This window comes from Methanosarcina sp. UBA5 (assembly GCF_002505485.1).
In the GTDB taxonomy this organism is placed as follows: Archaea; Halobacteriota; Methanosarcinia; order Methanosarcinales; family Methanosarcinaceae; genus Methanosarcina.
The window spans coordinates 91,118-114,369 of record NZ_DAVG01000080.1 but is presented as its reverse complement, the minus strand read 5'-3'; the positions used below and the strand labels follow the sequence as shown (position 1 = coordinate 114,369).

The following is a 23,252-nucleotide window of genomic DNA, read 5'->3' as shown; positions in this document are numbered from 1 at the left end:
CTGATTTTTGCCATTATTCTTATTATTAGATCGAATTATTAACTCGAATTAATAACTTGAATTAATATCTCTTTATTTTTGGCTGAAATAATTCTATTGAGTAACAATTCAAAAAAGCTAAATGCAGTAAAACATATCTACTAAAAATTTAGAAAAAACATTTGGGGATACTCAAATCCGGTTTATCAGAAATTTAGTTATTAATACTGGATCTGAATCTCTCTTACTAAGTAAAGTTTATTCATGTGAAATTTTGCTTGGTTGCTTAGATATTGCTTATTTCAGAATGTGGAAATGCCTTATTCCTATCTTTGTAGATCGGAAAGCTAGGTTCCAGCCAAAAACACTTTCATAGCCCCTAACTTTCATATTACTGAGCTTTCAATATTACTGAGCTTTCAATTATTAGTAATAACAGATTAATAACCTCTGGAGTAACTTCCTTTGACAGGTAATGACATACTACTTTGGGATGAGACCCTATTTAAGGACCCGTCGGTGCTTGAGCCTGATTATCTCCCTGAATATTTCCCCCATAGGGAGTCACAATTGAATGGGCTCAGATTTGCACTCAAGCCAGCCCTGCGCGGTATGCGGCCTTTGAATTGTTTGCTTGTAGGTCCTCCTGGAACAGGAAAGACCAGTGCAGTTATGAAGGTATTCGGGGAAGTTGAAGCCCATGCAACTGGTGTCGTTACCGTCAAAGTCAACTGCCAGATTGATTCTACACGCTTTGCGGTAATGTCCAGGATTTACAGAAAGCTTTTTGGAATTTCTCCTCCCAATTCGGGAATTGCGTTCAGGAAAATCTTTGAAACCGTTGTTAATTTTCTTGTCTCTTCCGAGAAGGTTCTGCTTGTTGCTCTGGATGACCTCAATTATCTCTGCTATGAAGGGCATGCCAATGAGGTAATGTACTCGCTTTTAAGGGCGCATGAGCAGTACCCCGGAACAAAGATAGGGGTAATCGGGATCGTAAATGATGCCTCGGACCTTTACTGCCTGGATTCCAGGGTGAATTCGGTCTTCCTCCCTGAAGATATTCCTTTCCCGATATACGGCAGTACCGAAATTCTTGATATTCTTAAAGACCGCGTAAAATACGGCTTTTATCCGAAGGTAATTTCTGACGAGTTACTTGAACTTGTGGTCTCGTATGTAGAAAGGACCGGAGATCTCAGGGTTGGAATTGACCTTCTAAAACGTTCCGGTTTTAACGCCGAACGCAGGGGCAGCCGTACAATATCTTCTGAAGATGTGGAAAAAGCTTACGAAGCATCCAAACTGCTTCATCTCTGTAGGGGTATAAGCCTCCTGCCAGGTCCTGAAAAACACCTGCTTGAGCTAATAGCAAAAAGAGGAGAAATCCAGGCAGGTGAACTTTACAAGTCCTTCCATGAATTAACCCAGCTTGGATATACTCGCTTTTATGGGATTGTCAACAAGCTCCAGGTGCTTAACTACGTAGATGCAGACTTTACCGGAAAGGGTCAGAGAGGCAGGACGAGAATTATAAAAACAAAATTCAGAGCTGAGGATATTCTTAATTGTCTTGAAAAGAAGTGAGTACAAAGTCTGTAAAGTGAGGTGAGTACAAAATCCTCTAAAAGCTAGGTAAGGAGCTCTGTGTTTCTGAATTCTAAAAACCTAAATAGCCTAAATAACCTTGAAAAAGCCTGAAAAAGTCTGAAAAAAGTAGATTTACGTGGAGATTCACATGGATTTCCGGTGAAAGACCGGAACAGAGTTTTTCAGACTTCAATTTTAAAGGCTAAAAGGAGGGCATGGTTTGAAAACCGTGCCTTTTCCTGTTTATCCCAAAATGGTTTTGTTACTTCTCCGGATTACATCATTCCTGGAGGCATTCCACCCATTCCTGGAGGCATTCCACCCATTCCTGGAGGCATTCCGCCTGGCATTCCGCCCATTTCTTCTGGGCCTGGGGCTGTACGGGTAGAAGCTATAATATCGTCGATCCTGAGGATCATAACTGCAGATTCTGTAGCTGCATTAATAACCTGGGTTTTGACTCTGAGAGGCTCAACTACGAAGTTTTCCCACATGTCAACAACTTTGCCTTCGAAAACATCGAGTCCTGCTGTCTTTACGCCCTTTTCATGCTGGGAACGAAGTTCCATGAGCATGTCAATGGGGTCAAGCCCTGCATTCTCTGCAAGAGTTCTCGGAATAACTTCGAGAGCTTCGGCATAGGCCTTGACTGCAAGCTGTTCTCTGCCTTCAAGGGTTGCTGCGTATTCCTGGAGCCTGAGTGCAACTTCAACTTCAGGGGAACCGCCGCCTGCAACAAGCTTTCCGTCCTCGATTGCAACTCCAACCACACGCAGGGCATCTTCAAGAGCACTGGTGATACTGTCAACTACATGCTCTGTGCCGCCGCGCAGCAGGATTGTTACAGCCTTCGGGTTGTTGCAGCCTGTGACAAAGGTCATGTTGTCGCCGCCAACCTTTTTCTCTTCCACGAGTCCTGCGTATCCGAGGTCTTCGGGAGCGATTTCGTCCATGTTGGTAATGAGTTTGCCGCCTGTTGCTCTTGCGAGTTTTTCCATGTCGCTCTTCTTAACTCTGCGGACAGCAAAGATACCTGCTTTTGCAAGGTAGTGCTGGGCAAGCTCTTCAATTCCCTTCTGGCAGAAGACAACATTTGCTCCACTGCCGATAACTTTCTGGACGATCTTCTTCAGCATCTGCTCTTCCTGGTCAAGGAAGGACTGGAGCTGGTCAGGAGAGGTTATAGAGATTTCTGCATCTACTTCGGTGTCCTTGAGTTCGATTGCACTGTTGAGAAGAATGATTTTTGCGTCCTTAACTTTTTCAGGCATGTTGGGGTGGATTCTTTCCTTATCAATGATCATGCCCCGAATAAGCTCGGAATCCTCTACCTTACCGCCGACTTTCTTAACAACGTTGATATTATCTCTGTCAACACTGTTTTTTCCGTTTGTGTCTACAACACTTGTTACAGCATCTACGGCAATTCCTGAGAGGAGCTTTTTGGAGGACTCTGCACCTTTTCCAGTCATTGCGGTTTCAGCAATGCTGACAAGCAGGTCACGGTTGGACAGTTCTACTGTCATTGCAAGGGAGTTCAGGACTTCTACGGCTTTTTCGGCTGCAAGCCTGTACCCTGATGCGATAATTGTCGGGTGGATCTCCTGCTCGATTAAGTCCTCTGCTTTCTTTAAGAGTTCCCCTGCGACTACAGCTGCACTGGTGGTTCCATCGCCGACTTCTTCATCCTGAGTCTTGGCTACTTCCACTACCATCTTTGCTGCAGGGTGTTCGATGTCCATTTCTTTGAGGATGGTTGCCCCGTCGTTTGTAATAACCACATCGCCCATGGAGTCCACGAGCATTTTGTCCATGCCCTTGGGACCAAGGGTTGTTCTGACTGCTTCAGCTACTGCTTTTGCAGCCATGATATTGTTACTCTGGGCATCCCTGCCTCTGGTTCGTTTACTTCCTTCTTTTAAAATGAATATTGGCTGTCCTGCCATGATTTAATCCTCCATTAGTGTAAGTTTGAAATAGCTCTGCAATTAAAATCGCATTTTACATGTTTGTACTTCTATATAAATTCATCCCACTGGTAGCTCTGGATAATAGGGATTTTACTTATTTGCTTCTCTTAAATAAGAGCCGGATAAATCAATTTCGTGCCGGTTTTTAATGGAGATAAACACATGCATCCTGTTGCAGATTTTTCAAAAAAATCGAACATGAAATTCTCCGAATAACGAGCACAAATAAGTGAAAGTACTTGAAAGCACTTTCATACTAAACGAGTTCTAAAAGAGTAGGTTGCTTATCCATTCTGGAATGCGGCTTCTTCCTAATTTCTGGAAGATTGGCCACTATAAAAGGAAATAATTTCAAGGTTCTTTACTCTTTCTCGGAAACCAGAAATACTTGCATTATGTTTCTTACTCCCGTGTTTCCGGAAGTGTTGAAAGCGCCTCTTCTATTTCGGCTGTTTTCTCAAAAGAAAGCCCAAGCGGAACTTCAAAATCTTCATATCCGCTATGCTTTCTCGATCCCTTGCACCCGAAAGATAGGCCCATACCTTGCTTGTATGCAAGTACGGTACAGTCTCCGCAGATTGAAGCTGCGCCCATTGTATCCAGTACTGTTCTTTTCCCTTTGGAATAAGCACTGGCCTGAACAATACGCATAGCCTTTTCGGGCTTCAGGAAAAGAATCAGCACATCAAAACTACCTTTATTCAGGGACAAGGGCTCTACTCTTATAACGCAAAACTTTTTTTTCAATCTCGGGAGCGATAATGCTGCATTTTCTGCAGCCTGCGAGTCTTTATATCTGCCGGAATTCTGGTAGTATGCAGCAGGGCTCTTTTCAGAAAAGCCAAGCACATAATCTCCCGGAGAGCAGCTCTGTCCCGAAATTAGGAACTCTTCTCCCATACGGGCTTTCTGCACAAGTTCACAAAAAAGAAAACGGGATTTTTCAGGAAACCTTTCGTCTCCTATATTAGCTACTCTTTCCTCAGCTTCTCCCTCGATATTCTTTTCAATTTCATGCCCGGCTTTACTCCCGACTTTACGCCCAATTTCGTGCTCTGTTTCGAAGGTCACACACACAGGCTCGCCGGTCTCCATCAGCCGGCTGAGTTCTGGATACTTTGAAAAAGGGCTTTGATCGTGCATATAGTGTGCTCCTGTTTTTCTGGTCTTCACACGAATTCCGCTTTTACAGATGTGAAAACTGGGCCCCTCATATCTATTTTTTTATTTTTGCCCGTAATATAACGCTGGGCAACAGAGCCTATTCTCAGGTTAACTTCCGAGGGAACTTTGGTAATTCTTACCCTGACTATATGCTCAGTTGCTCCTGACAGGGCAGCTTCTTCAATTTCCCTAGCAGCCTGGGCTGCAAATGCTTCTATAAAACGAATTCCTGCCCTTGCAGAATGGTTCTCAAAGGCTTTTTGCCATTTCTTGATGTTTGGAATTCCCATTATATCTCCCTGATAAGCTACAACCTCATTAAAAGCTGCAGGTCCGCAAAGCTTTGTATTTTCTTCAGGCTCGATTACGGAAACTTTTACTTTCCTCCCGCAAACTTCTCCTTCCCAGGCAGGAAATTCACAAGGACTTGGTTCTTCTCCATGCAACTCGCACTGGGAAACGATGGCGGCTGCAATTGCGAGCCCTTCTGGAGTCTCAGGCATCTTGTCTACGAAAACCTGTTTTGCAAGTTCACCATCTGACATTTCCCATTCGGTATACTGAGGAATCTGCGGGTAGGTAAGGGAGCGGACATCTGGAGCATCGTGAAGGATCATCGCCAGCCTTTCTACTCCAAGCCCGAGATTCATTACAGGATATGGAATATCGTACTGTGCCAGGGCTGTTGGAGAATAAATTCCAAAAGTTGCAACCTCGATCCAACCATCCGAATACTTTGAGTTAGAGCCCACAAGTTTCGGGTGGAAGGCAAATACCTCGGTCTGAGTGTCAGGAATGTAGTATTTGCTGCGTTTCTCATCTGGCCTGAAAATGAATTTTTCAAAGCCAAACTGGGAAAGGAGCCCTTCTGCAACGGCTTTACCGTGGTCAACAGTCACGTTTTCGTCCATAATTACGCAGGAAGCCGAATAATAGGTCATGAGTCTTGAGGCATCCTCCTGCTGTTCTCGCCTGAAGCAGCGGTCTACAGAGAAGAAGTGGAATGGAGGCTCTTGTCTTTCAAGGAGGGCACCGAGAGAAATGAACCATCCGCTGGTCATGTGGCTGCGGAGTGTCTTTGTGCTTGCCTGGGGTACAAGCTCTTTAAATTCCGGGAAAACCTTGTCAAGCATATCGGCAACAAGAGCGTCCGAAACGCCAAGCACTGCTGAAATCTCGGGTACAAGGTCGTCTCCTTCTATCTTTCCTTTTTTATACGAATGGAGAACCTGTCTTATCTTTTCTACCCCATCGTCGCCTATATCTCCGAGAATCTCTTTTACCTCTGCGGTGCGCTCATCGGAAATTCCAACGTTTGGCCTTGGCAGACCTGCAAGATAGAAACAGCGATCCAGGACTGCAAGAGCTTCGCTTCCGAACTGTTTGTGTACCTCTTTATCATCCACTATCAGAGGGTTCATCATCTCTTCAAAGCCCATTCTTAAATAGGCTTCTCTGAGTTTCTGGATAGTATCGTAAACGGGATGGGCTTTTCCATATCTCAGAGTAGTCCTGGGATAACGTTCGTTCAGGGTAGATGTCTTGACCAGCTTTTTGCCCTCGTTCCAGGTAAGGTCGAAGTTCTCTTTAGCGTCCCTTTTTATTTTTTCCGGATCAAATTTCATACGTATCCTCTTATAATAGATTATTGGAATTCTAAATCTGTCTTATTGGAATTCTAAATCTTAACTGTAATTATAAGCTGTCAACTGTAATCCTAAATTGATTAACTTGGAAATTCTAAATTACAAAGTTTAAACAGTTAATCTACCGGACGGCTAGATAATTGTTAAAATAATCAACGATTTAACAGTTATCGGGTGAGCTGTATATCAGTAGATTGCGTTTTAAGACTAACTTTAACTTTTGCGGTTCAAAAGCGCTGATTTGCTTGATGTTTAAGCATTCTTTTATCCAAGGCTATCTAAAGTTTGGACTCCAGATTTCGCATCGCAGTCTCAAGCTTTTTCTGACCAATTGCATTAACAACATCACCGCGCGTCTTTTCTATTAAGGAGCGGGATACGTCGGTTTTTCGCCTCAGTCCTCCGGTTATGGCATCAGGGTAGTCAAAGTCCATAAGCACTGCATGGATATTTTCCATGATACCTAAAAACACTTCGGCTTTCTCAAAGGATTCTTTCCTTATAAGGTCCAGAACATGCCTTCTAAGCTCTCCGACAACGTCCCCAAGCCCGTTAAGATAGGCTGCATATTCGACTCTTAACTCTTCAGGGGAAGGAATATTTTCTCCTTCTTCCTTCAGCAGGCTGCTGAGGACTGAAACCTCCGAATATTCCTGCTGGGCATGTTCTACAAAGCCTGCATAATAAATGTCAGCATGCCCTTCGAAAAGAACCTCAAGTTTCTCAAGCGCTTGTTTCGCGGTTTTGATACATCGATCTGCCTTTTTAAAGTCCTGGCTGTGCAGAGCAAATGATGCTGTCCTGCATTCCCTGACAACTTCCCGGGAAGTCTTCAATCCCTCTTCCCTTATACTGTCCTTGGCTTCAAAATTTTCTCCTATCCGGGCAGAAATTTCTTCAAGCACGATTTTCATACCCCCTTTAATGCTTCTCAGCCTTTACACGATTGACTTTTCTGCCTAAAAACTAATTTCTGGCTTAAAATTAAAATAATTATTAATTTTTATATATTTTCCAGAGTTCTAAAATTTCGTCTGAGAAATTCTCTTCAAATATCTGGTGTCTATAAATAAATTTTTTTTCCCTGTATAGACTGAATTTAGAATCCCTTAAATTTTCCTCTTTTATAGTCCGATTATAGTCCGAGTTACATCTAGGTTTGAAATTCTTTAAATTTTTACCTTTTCTCTATCATTTTTCCATTCTATCTTTTTCCACTCTTTTCTATTCATTTATCTTATATCTTGAGTCAACTTATAATCCGATTTTAAGATCCAGAGGTCTAGTCCAGTTCCTGAGAAAAGATATAAAAAAGAAGGAAAAAGGTTTTTTCCTTGTCGATATCCTCTAACTTCCTGAAGACAATTCCAAAATCAGCTAGAGGTAGCTAATAGAATAGTAAGGTTGTTACCTTTCGGTTCTTTTTTTAGAATTAGTCAGAGTTCGGGATTTTTTAACAGGATCATCTCAAGAGATGTTTTCTCGGAGCTTATCGATTATCAGCCTGTGCTCCCGCATAAATTTTGTTTTATATTTTAAGAATCTATGTCTGTATTATTCATCTACAGGAATGGTCTCGAGCTGGCTTGAGAGGTTCCATATCAAAGTTCTTGTGTGTAGAGGAAGGTTAGGATCATTGCTTACATCTTCGAGAATGGAAATACTTGATGCTGCTCTAAGAAAGAGAGGTTCGGACTCGTTGTTCAGTATGTCCATAATTTCATTCACGGAACGCCTGATATTTCTAGGAACTGAAGAATCACTGGTTATATTTTCTAGGACCTGAAGACATTGTTTTATAACTTCTGCTGATTCATTTGATGACATTCGAATCACCTTCGCAGTCAATTATGATATAAAAATTAGAGCTAATATAGATTAGTCTAAGACAGGCATGTTATATAAAATATTATCGGTGATTTTTAAAGTCGTCAGCTTTAGGGGTCTTCCCATTGTGATTCTGTGTTTGCTTCATTTTTCTGAGTTTCATTTTTCTGATTTACACAAGATAAATTAGTCTCATATAAAGCGAGCTACAGGAAAAATTTTATAAAATAAGTGAGAAGCAAATGCATAAGAAGCTGTGAACAAAGGAAGTCAGATCTATGGATTCTGAAAAAGATAAAAAAGTAAAGCGAATAGCACGTTTCCTTGAACTGGGGGGCACTATGCTTGCTGAACATTGTAAAGTCTGCGGGGCTCCAAAATTTCGTTATCAGGGTAGAGTAATCTGCCCTATATGTGATGTCCAGGAAGAGAGAGAAGCTCCGGAATCAGCCGCAGAAGTCCAGGCTCCTGAGCCTGGGCCGTCTACAGAAAAAGACAAGTCTTCTCTTGAGACTAAAAAGAGAGTACAGGCGCATAGACAAAAACCGAGATTCGGGTTGAGAACCTCTGAAACTGCCGACGAAGAGGAAAAAGTTATCGAGCCTATTGAAGAGGAAGTTCCCGTATCACCTTCTGAAGAGGCAGGAAGGAAAGCCTCTACAGTTCCCAGGGCTCCTGCAGTTCCTAGAGCCTCTACAGTTCCTAGAATTTCTGCAGTTTCTTCCCCTAGAGGTCCTGCAGTTCCTGTGACCCAGGCCGCACCTTCAGAGAGAGCAGAAAAACTAGCTGCAGTATCAAAGGTAGCCGGAGTCCATAGAGACCGGAAATTACTGGAAGACCTTCTCTTCAGAAAGATAGTCAATATTGCAGATTCCCTTCAGGATGAAACAGACCCGCGTAGGATTGCTGAAGATTTAGAACTAATTGGAAAAGGGCTTGGGCTTATAGAGCGCCTGAAGCAGTTATAAAAGTAAGTATAAAAAGAAAAGAAAGAGAAGAGGGAAAAAATCAAAAGGTAACGAAAAAAGAGGAAAAAAGGAACAAGGTGATGGAGAAAAAGGAGACAAAGAAAAAATGATGAAAAAGGGAAAAGAAGTCAAAAAATAACGAAAATAAGGAAAAACAAAAAATAAAGAGAGAAAAGAACAATCAAGGGAAGAAAAGGAGAAGTCTAGAGAATTTTGACTTTTTTCATTGCTTTTCCCATCACTTATCCTTTATAGGGAGCTTCGAGGAGCTCTCTAATTTTTGTTGCTCTTTTTGGCCCTATTAATTTTACCTCCTTGAGTTCTTTGGCATCAGCTTTCATAACAGCCTCTACTGAACCAAAGTGCAAAAGAAGGTTTCTTGCGGCTTTCGGCCCGATGTCTGCGATCGAAGAGACCAGATATTCTTGCTGTTCAATAAGGGTGCTGGTTGACTTTTTTCCGTGAGGATTGACTTCACGTTTATTTTCCATCTGCTCACGCTTTGCAAGCACTTTTAAAATTGCAGCGGTCTCTTCCTCGTCTCTTGAATATAGCAGTGAAACTCCAAAATCGATAGCAATGGATACCAGGGAGCCGTAAATGGCATTAGGATTAATTTGCCTGGAAGTGAAAAGTTCTGCTCCTTCAATGATAAGAACAGGCTTTGCATATACTCTTGTAAGATTCGATAATTGCGCAAAGAGATTACGCTTTCCATCAATAAGAGAATTTACAAAGTCGTCTGTGCGCTTTCTCTCCACTGCGAGGCGGTCGCTTACAACGTAATCACCAATTTCAAGCGTAGTAAAAATAACTTCTACTCCAAGCTTATCAAGAACATTTGCAACCCCGCTTTTTGCTTCCCTAAAATCAACTACCATTTTCAGGGAATCGGGTTTGATTCCTGTTTCGGATACCTCTGAGGCAGTTTCAGGTCCAAGTTCAGGTTTCTTTCCAGAAAGAGTTTCAAAATAAACAAAGGTTTTTTGTCTTTCTTTTAGGTTTTCTTCTCTTCTCTTCTCTTCATTCGTTTGTTCTTTCCCATCCTCACTTTCTTTCCCGCTTCTGTCTTCTTTCCTTCCTTCTTTCCCAATCCCACAGTTGTCTTCATTAATTTCTTCATTTGCCCTGTTGCAGTCTGAGCCTGCAGCCATATCCCTGCTGTCTACAGTTAAACCAGCGCTGTCTAAAGTTAAATCTTTGGTATTTGCAGCCTTATCTCTGCTATTTGAAAAATCGCTGAAATTTACAGCCCGATCACTGCTTTCCTGCATTACATCTGCATTTTCTAATCTGTTTCCTATTTTAATATCATTTTCAGCTTCATTTCCTATATAATTCGGAATAAAAGCTTTGGACTCAAAGTCTGAAAGTTTCAAACCCTGCTTTGAGTTTTTAGGGTCCAAAAGGGCTTCGAGCCCGTGCATGCTGTTTAGCATCCTTTTTTCCTTGCTCTTACTGCTCCAGTAATAGGCTTCGTCGCGTGTCCCCTTTGTCACCAATATAATGACTCTGCCTTTATGCTGTCTGCCTGTCCTGCCTTTACGCTGGATGCTCCGAATTTCCGAAGGAATGGGTTCGTAGAATAATACAAGGTCCGTAGAAGGGATATCAAGTCCTTCTTCAGCAACTGAGGTAGCTACAAGTACATTGTATTCGCCTGCCCTGAATTTGTCGAGAATTTCTACCTGTTGTTTTTGCGTAAGTCCTTTATCCTTACGGCGCGAAGCCTGTCCAACAAACCGGGTAGGGGCAATCCCTGGAACTTCTGAAAGGGCATTTACCACTATCTCTGCAGTGTCCCTGTAATTCGTAAAAACAATTACCCTGGAATCAGGACTTCCTTTTAGCTGTTCGGATACGAGTTTCCGCGCAAGCTCGAGTTTAGGATGTTCAACCTCGCATTCCTTTACTCTGTAAAGGGCTTTTCTCATGTAGAGATCGTCCATCAGTCTTTTTGAAGCCTTGCTTGCACTGCTTGAAGAGGCTTCAGCATCCAGTTTCTCCAGGTACTTCCTGAGAGGCTCAAGTCCCTGGGTCTCAACCATTTCCACAGCATGGTTCACCTTTAACATTTCGGCAAGTACAGACATGGCAGTAAAAACCGCAGGGTCACCTCCTACCCGGATTTCCCCCTGCAATTTCTTCTGGAGAAGCAAAAGATCTTTTTTGGAGACGTATTTCCCGCTGCCTGGAGAAAAACCCAGCTCTCTTATATTTCTGAGCCGATCATCAAAGATTTTTTCCAAATAGCCCCGGATTTCAGCCATTTCTAAAGGAAGCTGGACCTGAAACCATTCTATCTCTTTTTCCTGCACATAAGGGCGGACATCTCTGTCTTTTTCAGTTTTTACGGAGACATTTTCAACATGTAAAGCCTGGCAGACCTCAGAGATTTTTTCGTCCGAGCTTCCAGGACTTGCAGTAATTCCGAGCACATGGGGATTTTTTGCGCTCTCAAAGTACTTTTCCGCAATAAAAGTATAAGCGTAATTTCCGACTGCCCTGTGGGCTTCATCAAAGGTTATGTGGCTTACATTCTCAAGGTTGATTCTTTTTGTAAGAAGATCATTCTCAATCACCTGAGGTGTGGAGATTATGACCTTCCCCTGAGCCCAGAGCTTTTCCCGTTCTGCGGGCGCAATGCTGCCCGTAAAAGCCAGAATCTTTTCTTCGGGAAGAGCCATTACATTTTTGAAAAAAGCCGCATGCTGCTCTACAAGCGGTTTTGTTGGAGACAGAATCAGGGCTTTTCCTCCAAAGCGCTGAAGCCTGGAGACAATTACAAAAAGAGCTATAATGGTTTTTCCAAGCCCTGTAGGAAGCACAACGAGGCTTGAGCCTTCGAGGGCTTTTCCTGCAAGATTCAACTGATATAGCCTCTGCTCAACTGTATCGGGTTTTATCAGCGGGTGCTTCATGAACCCAGGTTTCTCAGGAAAAAGACTCTCGTTCATTCTGCTTCAGGATCGTTCATTTCAGATAAATCGATTTCAGATTTTCAGATTTATTTATCTAATATTTCAGGCAATTGTAATAAACATAAAAAACCAAAAACTTTGCTGCAGACTTTTTAGCCCACAGCTCAGGAACTACCATTTTTTAAATCTTAGAAGTTAAAGGGTTTGCCTGCGAATTCGAAAGCCCGGCCTCTGTAAATAAGTTCATAGAGCACGTTTTCGATCCCTTTGACCGGAGCCCGGATCTGGCGCATGGAGTCTCTGTCCCTGATAGTTACAGTCCCGTCTTCGAGGGTATCATAATCTACAGTAACGCAGTAAGGCGTTCCGATTTCATCGTTTCTCCTGTAGCGGCGCCCGATGGTTCCGGAATCATCATAATTGACAAGCAGGGTCTTTTCCCTGAGTTTTACAATAATATTCTTTGCAGGATCTGAAAGCTCTTTACGGGTCAGGAGCGGGAGGACTGCAACCTGTACCGGGGCAACCGCGCTTGCGAAGTGCATGACAAGGCGAGCTTCCTCTTCTCCCTCAGTTTCACCTTCGTTCTTTCCGGCCTCGGCTTCCTTTTCAGCTTCTTCTGAGCCTTTAAGCCCGGATTCGGCAACCTTCTGAGCTACATTTTCTTCATCATAGGCGTGCTCCATGATACCGTAGAAGATCCTGTCGATTCCATAGGAAGGTTCGATTACGTGAGGGATGACATTTTCTCCACTGACTTTAACAGTTTCTTCTGCAAAGCCAACTGCATCCGAACTGACTGTCAACTCTTCTCCGTCCACAGTAACTTTGATCTCGTCCTTTGAGAGCTCTTCTTCGGACAGATGTTTTAAGGCATCTGCAACGGCTTTTGCTTTGCCCTTAAAGACAGGGCCGAGCTTGCCCATGTTCGGCTTTACAACAAAGCGAGTTACCATTTTCGGCTCGTCGTATTCGACATACACGTAAAGTTCGGTCTTGCTAACCCGTGCGTGAGCTTTAAGGTCGTAGTCCGTTCTGTCGGCAATTCCCACGATCTCGACCCAGCCAAACCGATCGGTCTCGATCTCGGCATCCCAGCAGTCGATTGCGTAATGCGCCATCTCGTCTTTCAGATGCTGCCTAAACCTGAGTTTTGCAGGATCAATTCCAACCTTTGTCAGGAACTCGTTGGTAAGTGCAATATTGTAACCCAAGACTTCGTGTGCAATAACTCCAGCTTTTACAGCTTCCCGCACAGTCATCCTGAACGATTCGCCTTTCTCCTGTCCCTTCTGGGAATAGAGTACAAGTTCTTTGTCTGCAAAACGCTCGAAGTTGGGATGTTTCTTGTTGCGCGGGTCAACAAAAATCTCACACTCGGCCTGCGTGAATTCCCTGAGCCTTATTACACCTTGTCTGGGTGCGATTTCATTTCTGTAGGACTTTCCTATCTGCACTGCCCCAAAAGGCAGCTTATCCCTATAGAATCGAGACAGCCTCTGGAAATCTACAAACATACCCTGCGCCGTTTCCGGCCTGAGGTACCCCTGCCTTCCAGTACCGGGCCCGATTGTGGTTTTGAACATCAAGTTAAATTCGTAGGCGTCCCCGAATTCTCCACCACATTCCGGGCATCGGATATCGTTTTCCTTTATAACCTTGGTGAGGTCTTCTGCACTCAGGGTTCCTGCAGCTTCCATTACGTTTTCTACAAGGTGGTCGGCCCGGAATGCTTCTTTACAGTTCATACACTCGCACAGAGGATCAGAAAAGCCTCCCACGTGTCCAGATGCGATAAAGACATCTTCAATCCCAATTGTCGGGCACTCAATTTCCATAAACCCTTCCTGGATAACGTAAAACTCTCTCCAGGTCTGTTCAATTCGCCTCTTCAGCGTGCTCCCAAGAGGCCCATAATCATAAAATCCTCGGCTTCCGCCATACAGCTCAAAAGAGTTCCACAAGAACCCCCGGCGTTTAGCCAACTCGAATACTTTTTCGTATTTGTCCATATTATAAATCCTCGTGAAATTGATTGGGGGATATCAGATAATTGTAAAGCCTTGATTCATCCGAAATAATAGATGGATAACGGCATTCATTATATTAAATTTGCACTGCTCGAAGTCAGTTGAAGAGATTTTGGATTTATATATGTGATTGTAAAGTGTAGATGAAAAAATCAATAGAATAGTTGTGTTCTATGCCATGAGAGATTTGTTCGTTGTTTTCCAAGTTCTTCTTCAGATGGGTTCTAAACCGGAGTTAAAGCAGTCTGAGACTAACATTACATTCAAGTATTGAAAACCTTTAAATGAATAGTAGATAAGCAGTCTTTCTCCGATCTATCAAAAAAGCATTCAGGATCTGAAATCCCTCGTTTTTGAAACTTTAAAAGAAGAAAATGTCACTGTCATACTCTTTGGTTCTAGGGCAAGGGGGATTTTAATCGGGGTTCGGATATAGATGTTAGGATCCTTCCCGGATAAAATTTTGACCGGAGAAAATTGATTTTCTTAAAAGAAAAAATGAGGACCTTAATATTTCCTATACGGTTGATGTTGTAGACCTTTCCAGGGTTTCGGAAGTTTTTAAAGAAAAGGGTGAGGTTTGCAGTCGGACAGTTTAAAAAGTTGAATCGGATTTTCGGGGGCAGCAGGCAGAAAAATAAAAATGAAGTTGTAAAAACTGGCTGAAATCAGCTTCGGTTCTGAAAAGGTACCGCTGAGTTCTTTTTCCCTTTTTCAGGATTTCTATGCGTTTTTTGTCTTGCAGGGCACAGGAAACTAACTGACGAATACTTTTTATTGCCTTATTTTCTCAATCTCTGGCTTATATAATCTAGTCTGAATTTATAGCTTGTTTCTTTTTACTATCAATGTTCAAACTTTTTTTCGTACCCATAGACTAAGGCGTTAATCAGGGCATCTGACTATTATCTACGCACTCATATAAAATTATCTTATGCAATGTCAACAACTTTTAATATCACAAGCTTCTAAAGCTAGAGTCGGTGGGGTAAATAATGCATTTTCAATATGAAGATGCCTCTTTGAGATCACGTCGGATAGTGTATGCTATGCAAGGTACTTTCGAACATAAAGTGCCTGTTTGAGATCTCGTTGGATTTTATAGGGTACGTATTCAGAGCACTTTCTAACAGGGAATGCTTTGAGACAATACAAGATAGATACATTATGAGTGGGGTTTAACAAAATGCTATCAAATAATTTAAAAAAAATCGTAAGATTCGCAAAGGAAAAAAGAATTTTACATTCGGAAAAGCTTATAGAAACGACTCACTGGCTCCATAATCTGGAGTTTCTGGTCGTAAGACTGATGATGTTTACCATAGGTGTTCACCACCTCTATGTGTACACCATAAAAACTGTGTTCGGCGTTTGATATCTTAACTCAGCTGCACAGGTAGGCTAATTCCTTTCGGATAAGAAAAACTGCTTGCCACCAGAAAAACGATTTCCGGGTCAAAGTTGGGGAGACCCAGGTGGGGAGGTGGCAATGATTAGCTAAAATTAGGAGGAAGATTGCCATTGCCTAACATGATCGGGATTCATGCAACTCAACAAAGAAAGCGCAAGCCTGAAGCCCCAGATCTCAAAAGCGCAACACTTTTCCGAGTTTGGGTTATTAGGCTTTGCTTCTTATTGCATAAGATGTATCCTGAAAGAAGGAGGATTGGTATTAACCATCTAAATCCTCTAGCTACATTCAAACATCTGATGACTTACTCAGTGCCCTTATTTGATGCCTCACCGGTTCAAATGTCATCGGGTTAAAGAATTGCTTTCAGGTCAAAGAATCGCTATTAGGTCATAAAGAACCTATCAGGTCATAAAAACCCTTTAAAATATCGTCTCTGGACTAATAACACTTCTCTGAACCAGTAATCTGGTTTGAAGAGTAGCGAAAACTAATAATTCCCTCTCCAGAAGATTTTAAAGGTGATTCTCCTCAATAAAAGATGGGGCTTGATTATACCAGAGTATAGCCCCTAAATTAACTCTCCTTTTTTGTGGCATTTTTTCTTTATTTTTTGCCATTTTATTTTAGCCTTTTCCTAAATTATTTATTAAGTGCATAAAACATATATAATATAGTGGAATTGTTATATTCTAACTTCTGTGATAACCAAACAGGGGAAACCACACTTTCAGAACGAAGGATATGTGTCTGTGAACCTAGGGTTATCCAGGGTTGTAAGTAGAAATGACAAAGTCCTTAGATCTGAGTTTATGTTATCATTAGCGGATTCAAAACTTCATAGAACGTGATCGAGGCTTTTGTTTCCCTCGGTGAGTTGTTTTCTGTTGGATCTAAGAATGATAATATATTGCTCTTAAACTAAGGCTATCGAGCTCATATTTTTTGCATAAATTGAAAATTAAAAGGAGATTCTCGAATTATGAGTGAGCTAATAGTTTTTGCATTTCCGAACGAGAAAGGTGCATCTGAGATGGATGAAGCCATTAAACGGCTTAAAAAAGAGCAACTAATCACCCTCGATGATGCCGCAGTTGTCGTTCGCAGCCATGACGGCAAGGTCAAAGTAAAGCAAGCTGTAAATCTTGTAGGTACAGGTACCGTAGGTGGAGCCTTCTGGGGTATGTTGATCGGACTGCTTTTCTGGATGCCCTGGCTTGGAATGGCAGTTGGCGCCATCACAGGGGCAATTACAGGGAAATTGTCAGATTACGGAATAAACGATGACTTCATCCATGAAGTTGCTCAAACCATAGAACCAGGAGGATCTGCTCTCTTCCTGTTGATTTCAAAGTGGACTGAAGACAAGGTTCTTGATCAGCTAACTGCGTTCAATCCAAAGGTCGTGCGCACTTCCCTTTCCAAAGAAGAAGAACACAAACTTAAAGCTGCCTTTGGTGCTGGAGAATAATTGAAAATTGTATCCAAAAAATGATCTGTTAATATTATAGGCGGTCTGAAATAAAATATTCTAATCTCTTTAGTGGAAGTTTCTGTGGGAATTGGTTGCTGAAATTACAAGTAAAATAGTATCTTTTAAATTTGATAAGATAAACTGAATATATATGCTTTATCAGGTTTAATTGGCAAATTCCCACAATCCATTTTTCCGTTTAGTATTCATTTATTCCCGCAATCCATTTTTCCATTCAGTATTTGTTTAGTTCTTTACTCTTTCTTCATATTGGAGCAGCCGCCTTTCTGTATGCATAACTCAGTACTCTCCCAAGTATACATGGCTGAAAGGCACGATGATGTCAGCATAGCCGGCAATGAAGAGCCTGGCGCACGAAAATTCCTAGTTTTCCCATTAATTTTAAATTATCCGGCAACTTATGGGAAAACTCATGGTTCCAAAAATTCTTGTTACTAATGATGATGGTGTATACTCCACAGGTCTGAAAGCCGCTTTTGATAGCGTTTCGGACCTCGGGGAAGTTACGATTTCGGCTCCTGCTGTCCAGCAGAGCGGAGTCGGGCGTTCGATTTCTATCTTTGAGCCCCTTCGAATCACGAAAACGAATGCCGGAGGTATACCTGCTTACTCAGTTGGAGGAACTCCTACGGATGCTGTAATTCTGGGCATCTTTACGATCCTCAAGGAAATGCCTGATCTGGTGCTTTCCGGCTTTAACATTGGAGAGAATATAAGCACAGATACTATCACTACCTCAGGGACAATAGGAGGAGCCCTTGAAGCTGCAAGCTACGGCGTGCCTGCCATTGCTGCCTCCATGCAGGTGCTTGATGAAGGACAGAAATTCGATGATCCCAGGAACTATCATAGAGACCGTTTCGAAGTCGGAATAAAAGTAGTAAACGGAGTTGCTCGAAAGGTCCTGAAGTACGGCATGCCTGAAAACGTGGATCTTCTGAACATCAATATTCCTTATCATGCTGAAGAGGGTACTCCCATAGAGATAACCCGCCTTGCACGAAAAATCTTTAAAACGGATGTCGAGGAGAGGCGTGACCCAAGGGGCAGGCCCTATTACTGGATTGCAGGCGACCTTATCCGGGAAGAAGAAGAAGGGACGGATGTGCACGCCATCATGCAGAAGGGACACATCTCAATAACCCCGATTTCCCTGGATTCGACTGCCAGGATAGAGTTTTCGGAAATAGAAAAGTACCTCTAAGTATCTCCAGATATCTCTTGGTTGCAAATCACTCCTATTTGGAGAATTGCTTTGAATTTCAAGGCTACTGAAAATTTCAAAAGTCAATCGTAATTGCAAAATGACAGAGAACTAAAAAATTACCTGAAACAAAAAATGAAAAGAGGAAATTTCGTGTCTGAGAGATGCCGACTCTCTTTTTTTGTCCAAAAAGCTCTTTTGTTTTTATTCTTTCAAATCATCTTTTTTGATATGAATAGAAATCTCCTTCCATCCACTGTCGACATCATGTAAAGTTTCTACCATTGCTTTTATAACATTTAATACAATTTTCTGGACGAAATCATTCATCGGGATTTTTCTCTCATCTATTAAAAGTTCAATCTTCATTTTTTTCTCTCTTTGTTGTTATATTCGTTTCTGGATCTGCTGATTTTCTCTTTAAGCCTTTTCTCTTTGTTCAAGAATGCTGACAGGCATGCAATATGGTTTCCTTCGGCTTACTGCAAGCTTGAGCAGCTTTTCGATCTCTTCAGAGCTTTTTGCTTCCCTGACATCCACAAGGTTGTCATTTACCAGCAAGCAGGGTTTGAGCTTCCCATCTGCTGTGACCCTGAGCCTGCTACAGTAGGCACAAAATTCCGAGTTGTCCATAGGACGAACGAATTCAACCTCTACCCCATCGATAACATACTTTCTTCGATGATGCAAGTGCCGCACTTTGACTTCACTTGCCCTTTCAGCCAGACTTTTTTCGAGAGCTTTCGAGTCAATCATATACTTCGAAAGCCTGGGGTCAATGTCCATAAGCTCGATGAGTTGCAGGATAACCATTCCTTTATATGGCCGGATAAAGTCCATCATAGAATCGATTTCGTTATCGTTCACACCTTTCAGGAGTACCATATTCAGCTTCACAGGAGTCAGCCCAGCTTCAACTGCACTGTCAATTCCTCTAATAACTTTTTCAAGCGAGCCAGGAGGCGCTCCGGTAATCTTTTCATATTTTTCAGGAACTAGAGAGTCCAGGCTTACGTTTACTCTATCAAGGCCCGCAGCTTTAAGGGCTCTTGCGCGTTTTTCAAGCAGGATGCCGTTAGTGGTCGCAGAGACCTCTTTTAACGAAGGAAGGCAGGAAAGGATTTCTTCAAAATCCTTTCGGAAAAGCGGTTCGCCTCCAGAAAATTTTACTTTATTGACCCCGAATTTTGCAGCCTCCCTGACAATCCCGCAGATTAACTCGGGTTTCATTTCGTGCCCTACCGGGCTGCAGGTACAGCAATCTGCACCTTCATTATGGCAGTACATGCATGAAAGGTTACACTTATCAGTTATTGATATCCTGAGCCCTGTTACCCTTCGCCCGTAAGGATCCTCAAGAATCTTTTTTGAATCTTCTTCTGCAACATCAGGTGCTTTTCCTAGATTTTTCTTCTTCATGGCTGGTTAAAATCCCCTCTTAAATATTTGGCATGTAATTCTTTATCAACTGACTGCCGGTCCTAGTTATTTTGCGTTGCTTGCGGGACAAAAATTTCATCTTAGAAACGATCTATGAAACGATCTATGAACTGGTCTGTTCATAGTAACCTTGATTTTAAATAAATTGGCATTTTTGAGAAAGGACCCGGAATGTCTTACTGATTTTAAATTGAATAAAGACACTACATTGATTGAATAAGTATACTGATACGGACTGGATGCCTATGGTTAGTATGAAATGAATATACACTGATATGAGTATGTGATAACTGGAATCAGGAACTAATTATTTAATTTTATCTATATAAATGAATACTATAATTATATAATGAGCTTATTCAACTTATAAAGTCAAAGCCTCCTTTCTCGATATTTTCCGGAATCGAACTGTTCTTACCTTAGAGTAGATATAACCTTTTACTTAAGACTGATGTGCACAACTAATGTACACGGATGCAAATATAAGGACTTCCGGATTTCCAAAAAAGTAATCATTCAGCGTGAATGATATTACTCGCCTAGACTGCTTGATTTTTTTACGTAACTCGTTTTTCCTGAAAACAACTTTAAAGTGCTTAAAGTAGCTGGATAGCAAGTTTAATATATTTTATCGGTAGCAGTACTCCTTAGACTATAAAAGGAATACTTGTTACAAAAATTAACGTTATTGCGGGAAATAAAACAGGAACAAGAAATTGGTTTGTGTATAAACATATTTGGGATATTTACAAGAACAAATAAGGATTAGCAAAGATTAAAAATCCATCTGATGGATATCTGATGGATAGTTGCATTAACATTTCATTCTAACACTTTGTGTAGAGAGTTGGGTATACTCTCCATCACACATGGTTATATTTTCCTGGCCTTAGTTTATTTACATTCTTCTGCTGAGTTATCTACAGCTTTCTCACATGTCTTTTCTTTTGCTGGAGTCTCTACAGCTTTCTCACATGTCTTTTCTTTTGCTGGAGTCTCTATAGCTTTCTCACATGTCTTTTCTTTTGCTGAGTTCTCTACAGCTTTCTCACATGTTTTTTCTTCTGCCTTGGAGTTATCTTCTTCACAGTCTACAATGGATTCGCAGTTGCATGATTTACAGTCACATTTTGCCTTGTCGCATTCCACAATAGATTTGCAGTTGCATGAATCACATTTTCCTCCATTGCAGTTTGCAAGATCTTTAGAACTCTCCTGTTTAGAATTGTCCTGTTCACCATTTACAATAGAAGCGCAGTCGCATAATCCACAGTTACAATTTGCTTGCTCACAGTCTGTAACAGATTCGCAAGTACATGAGGTACACTCCTTGTTACAATTTGCATGGGTATCACAGGAAGTTGCAGGGTCTTCTGCAGACTTTACAATATTATCACAGGCAACTGCCCCTGCAGTAATTAAAGTTGAGATCATTAATATAACAAAAAAAGATCCCAATATTTTTGCAATTGATTTTCTATTATTCATTTTTATTCCTCTAATTCCTCTAATTCATTTGATCTTACTCATCTAATTTGAGAAGACCTGAAAAACTAAAAATCATCCATTCAATTATCTGTATAACAATACTTACATTAAGAAATTTAAATAAAAATATTAAAAATGTTTCTAACACTTTATAACCCCTATTAACCCAGTAAAAATAAATTTAAAGCTTTATAATGCTTTATTCGTCTTTATAATTATTTATAAAGTACTAAAACAAATATTAATTAATTTGTATTAGTTTTAATATTATTCATTCTGTTTTAACCATGCTCGCTCTTAAAATTCTAACATTTTATTATTTGTTTTAATTTTTTAAAATTTTTCTTTTACATCCCTTTTTCTTGAAAACAGCTATAACCTGCTTAAAATAGCTGGATTAATAGCTTTAATATATTTTAACGGCAACAATATCCAGCAGATGACAAAAGGAATACTTATTGCAGGAACCCATAGTGGGGTCGGAAAAACGACAGTCTCCATGGGTATCATGGCCGCCCTTAAACACAGGCAGCTAAAGGTTCAGCCTTACAAGGTAGGGCCTGACTATATCGATCCTTCTCATCACACTGCAATTTGCGGGCGCCCCTCAAGGAATCTGGACACATACATAATGGGCACTGATGGAGTTGGGCAGACTGTATCCCGGACTGCTGCAGATGCGGATATTGTGGTAGTAGAAGGAGTTATGGGACTCTTTGATGGAATTGACTCTACAGAAATTGCAAGTTCCGCACATATTGCAAAAACCCTTAACATCCCGGTAATTCTGGTAATCAATGTTCATGGGATGTCCAGAAGCACTGCTGCCCTCCTTAAAGGGTATTCTGAGTTCGATCCTGAGGTCAGGGTTTCAGGCGTTATCCTGAATCAGGTAGGCAGCCCAAGGCATGCGGAACTTGTAAAAAACTCTCTTCCGGGTAACATTCCTATTGTAGGTATGATCCCAAGAAGGAAAGATATCGAGGTTCCTTCCAGACATCTCGGGCTGTACATGGCCCATGAAAAGGACTACAATACTGAGGAAATGGCAGCTTTTATTGAGGAAAACGTTGACCTTGACGCAGTGCTCGAACTTGCCGAGCCCATTTCAGTTCCTGAAGTCAGGGATATCCAGAGACCCGAAGCAGATCTCAGGATAGGAATTGCCAGGGACCCGGCTTTTTGTTTCTATTATCAGGATATGTTCGACGCCTTCAGGGATTATGGAGCTGATGTCGAATTTTTCAGCCCGATGGCAGGAGAGCTTCCGGACGTGGACGGGATTTACCTTGGAGGCGGTTACCCTGAACTTTACGCAGAAACCCTTGAGAAGTCAGAAACGACCCGAAAACTTAAGGGCCTTACAGCTGACGGTTTGCCTATTTATGCAGAATGCGGGGGCCTGCTTTATCTCTGTGGGACCTATGAGATAGATAACAGAACATATAAACTCGCAGATGTCGTGCCTGCAAACACACGCATGACAAACCGGCTTAAAGCCCTCGGGTATACCGAAGCCCGCCCTCTGGACAAAAACTTCTCTTCTCACAATATCAGAGGCCACGAATTCCACTACTCTGTCACAGAATGCGATCGCGATGCAAAGTTCGCATATGAAATGCTGCGGGGAAAAGGTATACAGGATGGTTTTGACGGCCTTGTCGAGCACAATACTCTGGCAGGCTATATGCATTCTCACCCTGCTACCTTCCCGGTAGAAAAATTTGTGGAAAAATGCAGGGAATACAGAAGAAAGTAAATAATTTTTGAAGTGAATATTTTTTTAGAATAAGGTCTCGATTCAGGATCAGTGTAGTTGCTTGCTTTGCGAGCAACTTTTAATTTTCATATTTTTACCAGGGTATGTTCTGGAGTTTTAACTTCGTCTGGACTTCTTTTAAAGCCTGTGCTATTGTGTGATAGGTTGACTTCTTGGAAATTTCTTAAATCTCTCTTTTAATGTGCGGGAGTTGCCCAGCTATGTCAAAGGCGATAGGTTGAGGGCCTATTTTCGTAGGTATTCGGGGGTTCGAATCCATCCATCGCACTAATTTTCAACAACAAATATTTCTAAATTTTAGATATACTTTACCATCTAGGAGATGAATAGAAGTTATCC

Annotated in this window: 16 protein-coding genes; 6 read left to right on the top strand and 10 right to left on the bottom strand. The window is 41.7% G+C overall.

Annotation, left to right across the window (positions count from 1 at the left end; genetic code table 11):
* Positions 1-444 precede the first annotated feature (444 nt).
* Complete coding sequence (locus BP621_RS08440) at positions 445-1,566, top strand: ORC1-type DNA replication protein (RefSeq protein WP_292389127.1); 1,122 nt, start codon at positions 445-447, stop codon at positions 1,564-1,566.
* A 278-nt stretch (positions 1,567-1,844) separates the two neighbouring features.
* Here BP621_RS08440 and thsB read toward each other — a convergent pair whose 3' ends face one another.
* From thsB to BP621_RS08415, 5 genes are all read right to left on the bottom strand, one after another.
* The gene (gene thsB, locus BP621_RS08435; RefSeq protein ID WP_292389126.1) at positions 1,845-3,515 is read right to left on the bottom strand and encodes a thermosome subunit beta; all 1,671 of its coding nucleotides are present in this window, start codon (positions 3,513-3,515) and stop codon (positions 1,845-1,847) included.
* Positions 3,516-3,941: 426 nt separating this feature from the next.
* Positions 3,942-4,682: a DUF169 domain-containing protein gene (locus BP621_RS08430; RefSeq protein ID WP_292389125.1), complete on the bottom strand. Its 741-nt coding sequence runs from the start codon at positions 4,680-4,682 to the stop codon at positions 3,942-3,944.
* Positions 4,683-4,708: 26 nt separating this feature from the next.
* Positions 4,709-6,328, bottom strand: a complete 1,620-nt coding sequence (gene sepS / locus BP621_RS08425) for an O-phosphoserine--tRNA ligase (RefSeq protein WP_292389123.1) — start codon at positions 6,326-6,328, stop codon at positions 4,709-4,711.
* Between the two features lie 299 nt (positions 6,329-6,627).
* Entirely contained in the window at positions 6,628-7,263 is a 636-nt protein-coding gene (locus tag BP621_RS08420) for a haloacid dehalogenase (protein WP_292389121.1), read from the bottom strand.
* Between the two features lie 640 nt (positions 7,264-7,903).
* Complete coding sequence (locus tag BP621_RS08415; RefSeq protein ID WP_292389119.1) at positions 7,904-8,176, bottom strand: UPF0147 family protein; 273 nt, start codon at positions 8,174-8,176, stop codon at positions 7,904-7,906.
* A gap of 278 nt (positions 8,177-8,454) precedes the next feature.
* Here BP621_RS08415 and BP621_RS08410 point away from each other — a divergent pair, with 278 nt between their 5' ends.
* On the top strand, positions 8,455-9,144 hold the full coding sequence (locus tag BP621_RS08410) for an Sjogren's syndrome/scleroderma autoantigen 1 family protein (protein WP_292389118.1): 690 nt from the start codon (positions 8,455-8,457) through the stop codon (positions 9,142-9,144).
* Positions 9,145-9,386: 242 nt separating this feature from the next.
* On the opposite strand, the gene BP621_RS08405 is transcribed toward BP621_RS08410, so the two are convergent.
* Together BP621_RS08405 and glyS are read right to left on the bottom strand one after the other, a co-directional pair.
* Positions 9,387-12,101 (bottom strand): DEAD/DEAH box helicase, encoded by a 2,715-nt coding sequence (locus BP621_RS08405; RefSeq protein WP_292389117.1) that lies wholly within the window; start codon positions 12,099-12,101, stop codon positions 9,387-9,389.
* Positions 12,102-12,253: 152 nt separating this feature from the next.
* Positions 12,254-14,077 (bottom strand): glycine--tRNA ligase, encoded by a 1,824-nt coding sequence (gene glyS / locus BP621_RS08400; protein ID WP_292389116.1) that lies wholly within the window; start codon positions 14,075-14,077, stop codon positions 12,254-12,256.
* A gap of 1,204 nt (positions 14,078-15,281) precedes the next feature.
* On the opposite strand from glyS, the gene BP621_RS08395 reads away from it, so the two are divergent.
* From BP621_RS08395 to surE, 3 genes are all read left to right on the top strand, one after another.
* Positions 15,282-15,470, top strand: a complete 189-nt coding sequence (locus tag BP621_RS08395) for a hypothetical protein (protein ID WP_292389114.1) — start codon at positions 15,282-15,284, stop codon at positions 15,468-15,470.
* A 1,018-nt stretch (positions 15,471-16,488) separates the two neighbouring features.
* Entirely contained in the window at positions 16,489-16,977 is a 489-nt protein-coding gene (locus BP621_RS08390; protein WP_292389112.1) for a DUF1269 domain-containing protein, read from the top strand.
* A 424-nt stretch (positions 16,978-17,401) separates the two neighbouring features.
* Entirely contained in the window at positions 17,402-18,205 is an 804-nt protein-coding gene (gene surE / locus BP621_RS08385; protein WP_292389111.1) for a 5'/3'-nucleotidase SurE, read from the top strand.
* Between the two features lie 204 nt (positions 18,206-18,409).
* Here surE and BP621_RS08380 read toward each other — a convergent pair whose 3' ends face one another.
* The 3 genes from BP621_RS08380 to BP621_RS08370 form a co-directional block, all read right to left on the bottom strand.
* Complete coding sequence (locus BP621_RS08380) at positions 18,410-18,574, bottom strand: hypothetical protein (RefSeq protein ID WP_292389109.1); 165 nt, start codon at positions 18,572-18,574, stop codon at positions 18,410-18,412.
* A 51-nt stretch (positions 18,575-18,625) separates the two neighbouring features.
* A complete protein-coding gene (moaA, locus tag BP621_RS08375; protein WP_292389108.1) occupies positions 18,626-19,624 on the bottom strand; it encodes a GTP 3',8-cyclase MoaA in 999 nt (332 codons plus the stop codon).
* Positions 19,625-20,539: 915 nt separating this feature from the next.
* Positions 20,540-21,133: a hypothetical protein gene (locus BP621_RS08370; protein WP_292389107.1), complete on the bottom strand. Its 594-nt coding sequence runs from the start codon at positions 21,131-21,133 to the stop codon at positions 20,540-20,542.
* Between the two features lie 439 nt (positions 21,134-21,572).
* On the opposite strand from BP621_RS08370, the gene BP621_RS08365 reads away from it, so the two are divergent.
* Positions 21,573-22,892 (top strand): cobyrinate a,c-diamide synthase, encoded by a 1,320-nt coding sequence (locus BP621_RS08365; RefSeq protein ID WP_292389106.1) that lies wholly within the window; start codon positions 21,573-21,575, stop codon positions 22,890-22,892.
* Positions 22,893-23,252: the final 360 nt, after the last annotated feature.